The 12,552-nt window shown below is 41.0% G+C and carries 8 protein-coding genes; 5 read left to right on the top strand and 3 right to left on the bottom strand.

What is annotated here, in order from left to right; translation table 11 throughout:
* Positions 1-234: 234 nt before the first annotated feature.
* The 4 genes from FNN09_RS12840 (at position 235) to FNN09_RS12825 (ending at position 5,229) form a co-directional block, all read left to right on the top strand.
* Positions 235-1,230, top strand: coding sequence for a fibrobacter succinogenes major paralogous domain-containing protein (locus FNN09_RS12840; protein WP_143302771.1), 996 nt, complete (start codon positions 235-237; stop codon positions 1,228-1,230).
* 231 nt (positions 1,231-1,461) lie between these two features.
* On the top strand, positions 1,462-2,364 hold the full coding sequence (locus FNN09_RS12835; protein WP_143302770.1) for an SMP-30/gluconolactonase/LRE family protein: 903 nt from the start codon (positions 1,462-1,464) through the stop codon (positions 2,362-2,364).
* Between the two features lie 330 nt (positions 2,365-2,694).
* Positions 2,695-4,230, top strand: coding sequence for a sulfatase-like hydrolase/transferase (locus tag FNN09_RS12830; protein ID WP_143302769.1), 1,536 nt, complete (start codon positions 2,695-2,697; stop codon positions 4,228-4,230).
* Positions 4,231-4,365: 135 nt separating this feature from the next.
* On the top strand, positions 4,366-5,229 hold the full coding sequence (locus tag FNN09_RS12825; RefSeq protein WP_143302768.1) for an SDR family oxidoreductase: 864 nt from the start codon (positions 4,366-4,368) through the stop codon (positions 5,227-5,229).
* A gap of 94 nt (positions 5,230-5,323) precedes the next feature.
* Here FNN09_RS12825 and FNN09_RS12820 read toward each other — a convergent pair whose 3' ends face one another.
* The 3 genes from FNN09_RS12820 to FNN09_RS12810 all read right to left on the bottom strand — a co-directional run bounded on the left by FNN09_RS12820 (position 5,324) and on the right by FNN09_RS12810 (position 11,606).
* Entirely contained in the window at positions 5,324-6,721 is a 1,398-nt protein-coding gene (locus FNN09_RS12820; RefSeq protein ID WP_221932494.1) for a Na+/H+ antiporter NhaC family protein, read from the bottom strand.
* 151 nt (positions 6,722-6,872) lie between these two features.
* Positions 6,873-8,156 (bottom strand): serine dehydratase subunit alpha family protein, encoded by a 1,284-nt coding sequence (locus FNN09_RS12815; RefSeq protein WP_143302766.1) that lies wholly within the window; start codon positions 8,154-8,156, stop codon positions 6,873-6,875.
* Between the two features lie 183 nt (positions 8,157-8,339).
* Positions 8,340-11,606, bottom strand: coding sequence for a S41 family peptidase (locus tag FNN09_RS12810; protein ID WP_143302765.1), 3,267 nt, complete (start codon positions 11,604-11,606; stop codon positions 8,340-8,342).
* Between the two features lie 158 nt (positions 11,607-11,764).
* Here FNN09_RS12810 and FNN09_RS12805 point away from each other — a divergent pair, with 158 nt between their 5' ends.
* Complete coding sequence (locus FNN09_RS12805; RefSeq protein WP_143302764.1) at positions 11,765-12,550, top strand: ABC transporter ATP-binding protein; 786 nt, start codon at positions 11,765-11,767, stop codon at positions 12,548-12,550.
* Positions 12,551-12,552 lie beyond the last annotated feature (2 nt).

The following is a 12,552-nucleotide window of genomic DNA, read 5'->3' as shown; positions in this document are numbered from 1 at the left end:
GGATGCTAGTCAATATTCCTCATCCCATCCGACTGTGTTTGTTCAATATTTATTAGTTTTAAAAGTGATCAAGATGTAAATGGTTTTCAAATAATAAAGTTAAAAACAAGTTCAAGCCTTTGGCCCTGCTCAGTTTGGAAAGTTTATGAGCTTAAACCTCTATATGCTTCATGCGGAAGCCGTTGGAGTTTAGTGTAAAAGTTAGTATTTTGCTATAATTCAAATACTAAACTAATGAAGTATATTACTGTATTATTATTGATAATCATAACATCTTGTACTCAAGATGAATATTTTGAATTACCTCAGTTGGGTGTGCTTGAATTAGCCGATAAGCAATACAATAAAGTAATGTTTAATGGCCATATCTTATCCGATGGCGGTGCCAATCTAATCGATATGGGTATTTGTTGGAGCTTAAGCCCAAACCCATCTACTAAAGATCATGTTTTACCATTTGACTCAAGCAATGTTGAGAGTTTTACCATTGGTATGGAAAACTTAAGATCAAATATAGATTACTACGTTTGTGCCTACGCAACAAATAGAGAGGGCACTTCATACGGTGAACAAAGTTCCTTTATACTTTGGTTAGATAAAACAGAAGAACCGCTTAATGATATTGATAACAATACCTATTCAACTGTTCGGATTGGAGATCAGGTTTGGATGCAAGAAAATTTAAAAGTAAAGCATTATAATAATGGCGATCCGATTCCAGAGTTAACTATGCAATCGGATGATGAATGGTTAAGTACCACAGAAGGGGCCTATTGTTTTTATGATGATAATGTAGATAACATGACTAGATATGGGTGCTTGTATAATTCATATGTGGTACTCGACAGCCGAAATGTCTGCCCCGATGGTTGGCATGTACCAAATAATAAAGAGTGGACTACTCTAATCGATTATCTTGGTGGTTATAACAATGCGGGAAACTTATTAAAATATAATGCCCCAGCAGAATGGGATTATTATCATGCCAATACCAATAATTTAAGTGGTTTTACAACGCTTCCTGCTGGTATGCGGACTAAATTAACTGGGGATAAAAACTCAATTTATGCTTTTCAAAATAGACAAGCTTATTTTTTGATTCCAGAAGAAAACACTCAATATGAAGGGCGTGTGTGGTATTCCAATACTATATCAGAAGCTCAATATTTTAGAACAGGAGATAATGGATACATCAATTCGGGCAGAAGCGTTAGATGCATAAAAGATTAAATCCCTTTAAGTACCATATAAAGCCGTTGTAAACGATCAATAATATCAGGAAATAAAAACGTGTAAAATGACCAATGTTGACGGAGTATGCATGTTAAACAATGTTGTTTGACCTTTTCAAAAAATAAAATCTTAGTCAAAAAAAATACTACAATATCACACCTCCAAAAAGAAAGATATGTAAATTGGGTTTCGATAAATGATTTTCATTCATTTTAAAGAATACTCACTATGAAATCCATCGCCAATTTATTTAGTATTTTATGCTTGTTTTGCTTTTTACTGCCTGCAAGCGGGCAAAACAATAAGACCGATAAACAGACATCCATTACTAAGGGAGAAGTGAAGAAGTTAGCTGGTGATTTTATTTTCACCGAAGGGCCTGCTGCCGATTCCAAAGGCAATGTATACTTTACCGATGTGCGTGATCACAAAATCTACACCTGGTCGATTAAAAACAAGCTGGATACCTTCCGAACCAATAGCGGACGGGCCAATGGATTATATTTCGATGCCAAGGATAAGCTATTCGTTTGTGAAGGAGAAGATGGACTGATCAGCTCAACCACCTCCACTGGCGAGTACGCAGTAGTAGCAAAACACTACAAAGGCACACGCTTTAATCAACCCAACGATTTATGGCTCGATGCTAAAGGAGGCATTTACTTTACCGACCCTCAATACGGTGGTAATGACCAAGATATACCGCAGGATGGCATGCACGTCTATTATATATCGCCCAACAAACAGGTTATTAGGGTGTGCAATGATCTTGAAAAACCAAATGGCATCAAAGGGTCGCCCAATGGAAAGCAGCTGTATATTACCGATGCAGGCGCCGGAAAAACCTATCGATACACTATTCAAGCAGATGGCAGCTTAAGGGATAAATCCCTTTTTATAGACCTGGGCTGCGATGGCATGACGGTGGATGTTAAAGGTAACGTGTATGTTACGCCGCGCGGAAAAAGTGATGTTGAGGTTTACACTCCGTCGGGTGTTTTGTTAGAATCCATTACCGTGCCCGAACGACCGTCCAATGTTTGTTTTGGTGGCCCCAACAGAAGCCAGCTTTATATTACCGCCCGTACATCAATTTATCGAGTTGAGATGCGCACCAAAGGAGTTAAATGATATATTTACAGTCAATAGCGCCCTAAACGTTTTTGTAAAATATGCTATACATCTTGTTTTATCTCGGCCTCAGCCAGTGAACCAAAAAACAGGATTGAAATGACGATTAAAAATTGTTTTCTGTTTGAGGCTTTTGTAGGAACGAAAAAAGTCGAGTTTAAACAATTTCAGTCGTGAAACCTAGTTTTTTGTGAGAAGTGGGTGCAGCCGACGGACTTTTTGCCAACTTTTTTGACTGTAGAAAAAAGTTGGAGCCATCGCGGCTTTAGCGAAAAAAATAATTAGGAAAATATTGATTTAAAGTATATCAGAAATAATTATAAACACACCATGACAAGATTTAAAATTCAAACAGTATTTATCACCTTATTATTAGTGAGTAGCTTATTGTCTTGCTCCAACATAAAAGACAAAGTTAGTGCTCCCAATATTATTGTATTCCTGATAGATGATATGGGATTAATGGATTCATCGGTTCCCTTTTTATGCGATGCCACAGGCACACCTGTAAAATACCCCTTAAATAGTTTTTATCGCACGCCTAATATGGAAAAAATGGCCGAGCAGGGTATTCGTTTCACTAATTTTTACGCTCACTCTGTATGTTCGCCTACACGCGCCTCGCTTATGACGGGGCAAAATTCTGCGCGTCATGCATCTACCAACTGGATTAATTCAGAAAGTAATAACCGTACTGAGTTTGGACCCAGTGATTGGAACTGGAAAGGCTTAACAAAGGCCGATGTTACTTTGCCGTGTGAGTTGCAGAAAGCAGGATATAAAACAATCCATGCTGGAAAAGCGCACTTCGGTCCAATTGGCAGTGAAGGTGAAAATCCTCTTAATTTAGGGTTTGATGTAAATATCGGTGGTAATTCAGCCGGACAACCAGGTAGTTATTATGGTGTTGATGGTTTTGGTCACATTAATGGGTGGAAAGCAAGGGCAGTTCCAGGATTGGAAAAGTACCATGGTCAGGATATATTTCTTACCGAGGCTTTAACCATAGAGGCTAATGCCGCCATTTCTAAAGCACACGAGGAGGACAAACCATTTTTCCTATACATGTCGCATTATGCGGTGCATGCCCCTTTTCAGTCCGATGCCCGCTTTGCAGATAACTACAAAGACTCAGGGAAATCGGAAAAGGCACAGGCCTATGCTACTTTAATCGAGGGGATTGATAAGTCCTTGGGTGATATAATGCAGCATGTGAAAGATTTAGGATTGGGCGATAACACTTTAATATTGTTTTTAGGTGATAATGGTTCGGATGCACCATTAGTAGTACACGAGGGGTATAGTAGCTCATCGCCATTAAAAGGTAAGAAGGGGCACCATTGGGAAGGTGGCATGCGCGTTCCGTTTATTGCTGCTTGGGCAACACCAAATGTGAAACAATACTGGCAAAAGAAATTACCTGTGCCACAGGGGGCTATTCAGCAACAAACAGGAACAGTTTTAGATTTGTTATCCACATTTTGCCAGCTTTTGGATATTCAATTGCCTGATGACTATCAAACAGATGGTTTTGCCTTAAACGAGCAGCTAAAGGGCAAGATTAATAAGCAACGCGATGAACGCTTCTTAAATCATTTTCCGCATGGTAATCATCGAACGAATTATTTTACCAGCTTGGTGGATGGAGACTGGAAAGTCATTTATCATTATCCAATAGAAGATGCCCCTCGCTACGAGTTGTTTAATTTAAAAGACGACCCGTTTGAAGCAAACAATCTTTCAGCAGATAACCCGGAGCAACTGGCAATAATGATGAATGGTTTACAGAGTGAGATGGATGAAATGAATGCCCTTTACCCTGAGAAAGAGGGGGAGTCATTAACATTGATGATGCCAGCTCAATAAAGTATGACCAATATACACTTCTGACTTAAAAATAGGGGTGTCCTTTTTTGTTCTTGATCTATGTTATTGATATCGAACAAATAATGATGCGTGGTGTTTAGCTTTTAGTTTAATAATCACCATAAATCTGTAATAATGGGAAAGAAAGTTGTATTAATTACCGGAACGAATAGTGGGTTTGGTTATTTATTGGCAAAGAGCGCAGCCTCCAAGGGTTACATTGTTTACGCTACCATACGAGATACCAATGGGCGAAATGCCGACAGGGCAAATGAGTTGGCTGCCATTGACAATATTAATGTGCTTGAATTGGATGTGACAGATGGCGATACGGTTAAAAGTGTAGTTGCCGGTGTTATTGATAAGGAAGGTCAGTTAGATGTGGTGGTTAACAACGCAGGTTTTTACGGAGGAGGATTAACAGAGGCATTTAGTGTAGATGATTTGGAGAAAATGTTTGATGTAAATGTTAAAGGCACTTGGCGCGTAACTAAAGCTAGTTTACCGCAAATGCGCAAACAGGGCTCCGGCTTAATCGTTAATATATCAAGTGGTTTAGGTCGTTTTTCAGCACCATTTATGACTGTTTATAATAGTACTAAATTCGCTGTTGAAGGTCTTACAGAAGGTTTACATTACGAGCTAAGGCCATTGGGAGTAGATGTCGTTTTAGTTCAACCGGGTGCTTTCCCAACAGAGATATTTGGTAAAGTGTTATACGGATCGGACCAAACGGTTGTTGATGGCTATGGTGATTTAGCCAAAGTGCCAGAGAAAATAGGCGAGGGCATGGGGCAGATGTTTGAAACCATGAAACCTAATCCACAAATGGTGCCCGATGCTGTATTGAAATTAATAGATATACCTAAAAGTAAGCGGCCATTGCGTACCGTGGTAGATGCTATTACTGGTGATTTTGTGGAAACGGCCAATAAGCAGGTGGCCGAACAACATGCTAACTTTCTTACCGCTTTTGGCTTAAAAGACTTTTTGCAATAGACATATTAGAATAGATTGAATTATTACTGCCTCTTGAGATTATTCAAGGGGCAGTTTTTATATGCATAAGATTTATAGTATGCTTCCTGATGCTTTACCTAAAAAAGAAGCCAAGTGCTATGTAAAGCAGCAAGCTAATACCAGCACCTATTAGCGCATAAGGTAACTGTGTTTTTACATGTTCGTAATGCTTACAGCCACTGGCAATCGACGCTACCACTGTTGTATCTGAAATAGGCGAGGCATGATCGCCGAAAATACCACCTCCCAAAACAGCAGCTAGCACAAATGGTATTGGCAAGCCTGAGCTAAATGCAACAGGTAGAGCTATGGGAATGAGTATGGCATAGGTACCCCACGACGATCCAGTGGCAAAAGCCATTACTGCGGCTATGATAAATATAACTGGTGTAATTAGTATCGTAGATACCTGCATACTCATTAATTCACTGACAAAAATACCTGTGCCCAAAGCCTTAATAGCATCGCCAAATGTAAATGAGAGCACCAGAATACTAACGGCTGGTAGCATATCTTTTAAACCTAGGAGGCTGATTTTAAATACCTGCCGAATAGTTAGTAAACGCTTGAAAAGGATCAAGCTAATGCTGATGAATAAACTCATTATGATGGCCCAAAAAACAGAGAAAGCACCTGCACCTTGTCTTAGGTCACCATTGCCTGTATGCCAAAGTAAGAGAAGTGTAATAAGTAAAAGGGCAAGCAGAGGTAGCCACATAACGCTGGCGGGAGCTATTTTCTGTTCATCAGTTTGGGTTGTGCTTATTGCTTTTGTATTACTTTGCTTCATTGGTCCGTATACCTTGCCGCTAATGGCTGTGTAATAGGCCAAAAATAAGGCAATAATGGGATAGAAGTTAAAAGCCAAAGTGCCGATTAATACCTTTACAGGATTATCTAAATTAAAGCCCTCGAGTAGCCCAAGAATGTAGGCTCCCCAACCATTGATAAGAAATAAAATACTAACGGGTGCACAAGTCGAATCGATGAGGTAAGCCAGGCGTGCTCTGCTTAGTTTGTATTTATCAAAGAGCTGCTGACTAGCCATTCCTGCAGTAAACATGCTCAGGTTGGTGTCGGTAAAAATGCTGGTGCCGATAAGGGTGGGCAAGAGTGCTGCACTTTTTTTATTCGTAACCAGTTTGGCTCTTCTCAAAAGCCTGATGAAGCCATTAACAGATCCTGATGTGTTGAGCAGCTTAACCAGTGCACCAATGAGCAAGCTAAAAGTGATAATGTAAAACTGACTGGTGGATTGAAAGGTAGAGACGATGGATGTGACAGTTTCCCCTAAGCCATGGAGTATATTCCAATTATTAACCATTACCCAACTTAGGATGACCCCTGAGAGGAGCGCGATAAGGGCATTTTTTCGCCACAGAGCAATGAGAATGGCAACTAAAGGAGGAAGAAGACTAATACTATTTTCTGGCATCGCATCAAGATATGAAATATGAATCTGAAATTCCATTCTGATTCGTGAGGATAATGCTTTAAGCAACCATGTAAGTTTGATAATCCCAATTGACACATAGGCAGGTGTAGCCAATGATAATCGTATGCAAAAAAAAAGAAGCTACCCTTTAAGAGTAGCTTCTTTGTCTATTTTGATTAGAATAAGCTTATTCGCCAAGCATTATTCTTATAATTTCTTTGTCTGTTTCGCGCATTCCAACACTTCCCAGTCGACCAATGTTTTTAATGGTGTTTTCAACGCCTTTCACCACAATGCCATCGCCACCATAAAATTGTTGACCATTTTTATACATGTGGTAGCCCAAGATGCCTGCTTCAACCGAAGAGGCAATTTTACCTGCACACGATGGTTTAGCACCATCACAGATAATACCTGATACAATGGCCAGTGCATTTACAATGGTGTGTGCTACTTCTTTATATCTTCCGCCATACAGGTAGGTAATTCCAGCACCAGCACCTACGCCAGCTGATACAGCTCCACAATAGGCTGATAAGCGTCCAATGCCTGTTTTTTGGTGGATAGTGACCAGGTTAGATACCAATAAAGCTCTGTACATGGTGTCTTCGTCAGCTTTAAGTTCTTTGGCATATTCAATGACAGGAACTGAGGTTGCCAATCCCTGGTTACCACTTCCTGATACGATTACCACAGGTAATTCGCAACCGCTCATACGCGCATCAGAACCGGCGGCGGCAAATGCTTTGGCACGCACTTTAATGTCGTTCTCGCCCCACGATTGTAGCAATACCGATCCCACATTGGCACCCCACTTATTGGAAATGCCCTCATTGGCAATGGCCGAATTAAATTTCACCTGCTGTTGTAATGCATCTTTTACTTTGCTTAAGTCAACCGAATCAGCAAAGTCAATAATGTCTTCAACCGTCATTATGCTGCGGTCGGTTTTATGGCTTGAGCCAACGTCATCACAGTGTTGCTTGTGTATCGTTGTCTCGTCGTTTTTGGTTACTTTAACAATGTTGGTGTGGTAGTGCGATATTTGTACTGATGCAGATTCTTCTCCATTATAAACATTCACAATCAGGTCGAATATGATGCCACTTTCCGAGTTAATAACTTTTACCTCTTTGGCAGCTAGGAAATCAGCAATTGCTTTTTTACCCTCATCATCAACTCTGGCAATTACTTCCAGCACTTTGTCGGCATCGCCAGCCACAATACCTGCAACAGCAGAGGCCTCAATGCCTTTAAGGTTACCTGTATTTGGCACCACCACGCTTTTAACATTTTTAATAATGTTATCACTGGCTTCAACGACTACTCTTTCGGGTTCACAACCAAGTATTTTACGTGCCATGGCGCCTGCATAGGCAATGGCAATGGGCTCGGTGCAGCCCATGGCTGGTATTAATTCTTCGTGTAGTATATCAATGTATGCGTTGTACCTTATATCATTCGTGTCCATTATTGCCCTTTTTAAAGTTGATCAATATCAAGCTCTATCTGCCTATTAATATGAAATATATCAGAATTGGCGCGAAAGTAATTTGATTAAAATTGACAGAATATGATAAATGACACGGACAGAAAAAAAGTCTGAGGCTTTAGAATGAAAAAAGCCACCCTTTGCAGAGTGGCCTTTCATTATTTATTTTTTAGTAGCAGGACTTGGATATGGCGGAGGCGTTATTTTTTTCTTTTCCTTAAGTAAGGAAAGGGCTTCTTTAACTGCTCGCTCCAATTGTGGGTCAACGTCTTGCTGCATCGAAGCAGCATCCATGCGTACATCAATGGTTGGGGCTATACCCTCGTTTTCGCCTACCCATTGATTGTTGATTGGGTCAAATACCGCATTGTCGGGTGCTGTTAAAGCGCCACCATCTACCAAGCGGTAGTGAACCGATGATTTAACCAATCCACCCCAGGTGCGTGCGCCAACCACAGGTCCAATCTTCTGCTGCTTAAATGCCCATGGGAAGAAATCGCCACCGGAACCAGCCAATTCATTAATGATTAAAACTTTTGGTCCTTTTATACCTGCTGGTAAAAGGATGGGAGAGCCATTGGGTACTTCGTTCGTAAGAGCCGCACGTAGATCGCGCTTCATCAGATCAACCATGTAATCATCCAACAGACCACCACCGTTAAAACGTTCATCAATCACCGCACCTTCTTTATCTTGCTGCGCAAAATAGTAGCGGTTAAACGATACAAATCCAGCTCCTGAGGTGTTAGGTACCCACACATAGGCCAGCTTTCCATCCGATAATTTATCAACCAAGCGACGGTTGTCCTCAACCCAGGCACGCTGGCGTAAGGCACCTTCACTGGAGATTGGCTTCACGGTAATTTTCCAACTTCCATTAAAAGAGGCTTTATCGTTTATGTGCAGCACTGTCTGTACACCGCGTGTACCATCGAGTGCCATGTATGGATCACTGTCGCTTTTTAACTCCTGACCATTAATGCCAACAATAAAATGCCCTTCCTCCACTTTTAAGCCAGGCTGTTCAAGCGGGCTCGAAAGCTTCGGGTTCCATACCTCAGTGTTGAAAATGCGCTCAATTTTCCAGTATCCGCTTTCGGCCTTTAGGTTGGCGCCAAGAAGGCCTACCATTGTTTTTTCAATTTCTGGCATATCCCCACCAAATACAAAGCTATGTCCCACAGAAAGTTCTCCATTCATCATATCGAGTACATAGTTGAGGTCACTTCGGTGCTGAATGTATGGTACCAAAGGAGCATAGCGTTCATACACCTCGTCCCAATTGCGGCCGTGCATATTTGGTGCATAAAAGAAATCACGCTGATAACGCCAAGCCTCATCAAACATCTGCTGCCATTCCTGGTAACGGTTAAGCTTTGTTTTTAATTCAGTTTTCAGCTTCTTGCCATCCTTGCCGTTGGGTTTATTGGTATCCATAACGGTCCACGATGAGCCCATTTTCGCTAACATATGTTTGCCATTTGTTGAGATGGAAACAGAGCGTGCACCAGACACAAATTCTTTACTTTTACGATCTTTAAGCGTAAACTTATGTATGCTACTTCCTTTATCAGTGCTCTCGCTAATAAAAACAGTTCCTGCAACACCAGTTATCATATATTGGTATGCTTTTGCTGGCATTGGCATGGCGATAATTCGTCGTTCTATGCCATCAAAGTCGATGATCATGCCTTTGACTTCAGCTTCTTTTTTATCCTTTTTTGACCTTTTCTTTTTCTTATCGTCCTTTTCATCATCTGCTTCTTCTTTTTTTACAAGCTCAGCTTCATCGCTGCGAAGCGCAAAAGGAGAGGGTTCTGATTTTTGTAGGTTGATAACAAAAGCACTGTAATTAGCATCATCGGGCGACATAACACTGGTATTGACATAGCTTGATGCAAGGCCTAAATCAGTGCTGGCCAAAAAGTATATGTGTTTTTCATTTTTGTCCCAAGCAGGAGAAAATGCATCGGCCATGCTGTTGGTTACCGCCTGGGTAAGGTTGTTAGCCATTGACCAAATGTAGATTCGTCGAAAATGGTTGGCACCAGATTTGGCATAAGCCAGGTGCTTGGAGTCCTTCGACCAGGTAATGCCCATGTCTCCTCGTTCCAGATTATTGCCACCTGTATCAATTGTTTTAATGCTTTTGTTGGCAATTGTTAATACCTGTATGCGCACATCATCATCGCAAAAAGCAATGTGTTTACCATCGGGCGACCAACTTGGTTCCCATATCATTTTTGATTCGCCTAAACCAATGTGCTCAACCTCTCCCAAGCCATCTTGATTGGTAATGTGTAATTCATATTGCCCGTTCATGTCGGAAAACCAAGCTATTTTATCCCCTGTAGGAGACCACAATGGTTGGCGATCGGCTGTTAAGGAGTTATTGCTGATGTTTCGCGTGCTACCATGTTCAATGGGTACTGTAAATATTTCGCCTCTGGCTGATAGGATAGCGCGCTTGCCGTTGGGAGACAAACGAGCATGGCGGATGTTTTTACTCAGGTCTTCCCATTTTGTTTCTGCCCAAGGAAAATCGCCAGTCACATCAATATTAAGCTGAGTGCTTTCCTGAGTAGTGGTGTTGAATAGATGGATATAGCCATCTTGTTCAAAAACCAATTCATGCTTATGAGCTGCAAGGTGTTTGATATCTGTAGCTGCAAAGGTTGTGACTTGCTGTACTTGTTTTGTTTCTCTAGAGTAGAGCCAGATGTTATTGACCCAATCGCGGTCCGATAAAAAATAAACCTTATCATCAACCCAAACAGGTTGCGTATCGGTCGTTCGATCATTGGGCAGCAGTTCTTCTTCCCAGGTTTCCAGATTAAGTAAAATGAGAGGTGTGTTTTGGCCACCTCTGTAGGCACGCCATTCCCAGTCCCATCGGCGCATCTTATCCAGCGCCATGTATTTGCCATCGGCCGAAAATGATGCTTTGGTTCCCCATTGTTTGCTCAATAAAGTAGATGGGCCACCATTAATACCAACAGTCCACAGTCGGTCGTATGAGCTCGGTGCCGTTTCTCTGCTTGAAGCATATAAAATACGTTTTCCGTCAGGTGTCCATCCTCGTACTTGCGAAGCTGCCGGGTACCAGGTTAAGCGTTTAGCGCTTCCGCCTGCAGATGCCATGGTATAAACAGCATCTACACCTGAGCGGTTAGATGTAAAAGCGATGGTTTGGCCATCGGGAGAAAAGAATGGATCTTTTTCCACTGCGGCTGTGCTGGTTAAGCGAGTGGCTAAGCCTCCAGTTTTGGTAGTTAGCCATAAATCTCCACCATAAGCAAATACAATTTGTTCGCCATTTAAGTTGGGTTGGCGTAATAGTCTTGTACCCTGTGCTTTGGTGTTGAAAAGTAAGGCGGTGCAACAAAATAGACCGAATAGTAAGAAATACGATTTGAAGGTTTTAGACATTGTGATAATAATTTAAGGTATTAACTCTTTATGTTTGATGGTGTTAAAGTGCTTTATAAAAGTCATCGAAATGTACTCATTTAAAAGCTTTGTAACAAGTTGAAAAATTAGAGTTAATTTCTACTTTTGTTAATCTTTTACTGAACTGAACCAAAATTATGAAACAGACAAGCATTAGTATTAAAGGATTGCGTAAATCTTTTGGCAAAAAAGGTGATCAAAAGGAGGTGCTTAAAGGTATTGACCTTAGTATTGAACGCGGACAGATTATAGGTTACATAGGACCCAACGGAGCAGGTAAGAGCACTACTGTGAAAGTGTTGTGTGGATTGCTGACCGATTTTGAGGGCGAGATTGAAGTTTCGGGATTACCCATTCGTAAAAATGAGTTGGCAGTAAAGCGCTTAATTGGTTATGTTCCAGAGAACGGTGCTTTATATGAGGCGCTTACTCCCAATGAATATTTAAACTTAGTTGGTGTGTTGTTTGATATGTCGCCTGCGTTAATAGCTGAACGAAGCACTTCTTTGCTTCAGTATTTTCAAATGCAAGAGCATGCCGACCAGCGAATGGATACTTTCTCCAAGGGGATGAAACAAAAAATACTCATCATTGCTGGCCTAATTAATAATCCTGAAATTTTATTTTTAGATGAGCCATTGTCGGGTTTAGATGCTAACTCAGTCATCTTGGTAAAAGACTTGTTAACGAAATTATCGGCACAAGGAAAAACCATTTTTTACAGCTCTCACTTAATGGATGTTGTGGAGAAAATATCGAGCCGTATTATTTTAATTGATGATGGGCAAGTGGTGGCCGATGGGACCTTTGATGAGTTACGACAGGATAGCAAAGCATCATTGGAGCAAGTGTTTGCCAAACTTACCGGCGCTAACAGAAGTGAGAGTGAAACAAGTGTGTTGGACGAAGTTTTTAAAAACTAAGA

The sequence above is a fragment of the Carboxylicivirga sp. M1479 genome (assembly GCF_007097485.1).
Taxonomy (GTDB): Bacteria; Bacteroidota; Bacteroidia; order Bacteroidales; family Marinilabiliaceae; genus Carboxylicivirga.
The sequence above is the reverse complement of the archived record's forward strand: the minus strand, read 5'-3'. Positions and strand labels throughout refer to the sequence as shown.

Bases quoted from the DNA above. Each gene is read 5' to 3' on its own strand.
- FNN09_RS12825 (WP_143302768.1), top strand. From the start codon at position 4,366: ATGGGAAAGAAAGTTGTATTAATTACCGGAACGAATAGTGGGTTTGGT.
- FNN09_RS12815 (WP_143302766.1), bottom strand. From the start codon at position 8,156: ATGGACACGAATGATATAAGGTACAACGCATACATTGATATACTACAC.
- FNN09_RS12840 (WP_143302771.1), top strand. From the start codon at position 235: ATGAAGTATATTACTGTATTATTATTGATAATCATAACATCTTGTACT.
- FNN09_RS12820 (WP_221932494.1), bottom strand. From the start codon at position 6,721: ATGGAATTTCAGATTCATATTTCATATCTTGATGCGATGCCAGAAAAT.
- FNN09_RS12835 (WP_143302770.1), top strand. From the start codon at position 1,462: ATGAAATCCATCGCCAATTTATTTAGTATTTTATGCTTGTTTTGCTTT.
- FNN09_RS12810 (WP_143302765.1), bottom strand. From the start codon at position 11,606: ATGTCTAAAACCTTCAAATCGTATTTCTTACTATTCGGTCTATTTTGT.
- FNN09_RS12805 (WP_143302764.1), top strand. From the start codon at position 11,765: ATGAAACAGACAAGCATTAGTATTAAAGGATTGCGTAAATCTTTTGGC.
- FNN09_RS12830 (WP_143302769.1), top strand. From the start codon at position 2,695: ATGACAAGATTTAAAATTCAAACAGTATTTATCACCTTATTATTAGTG.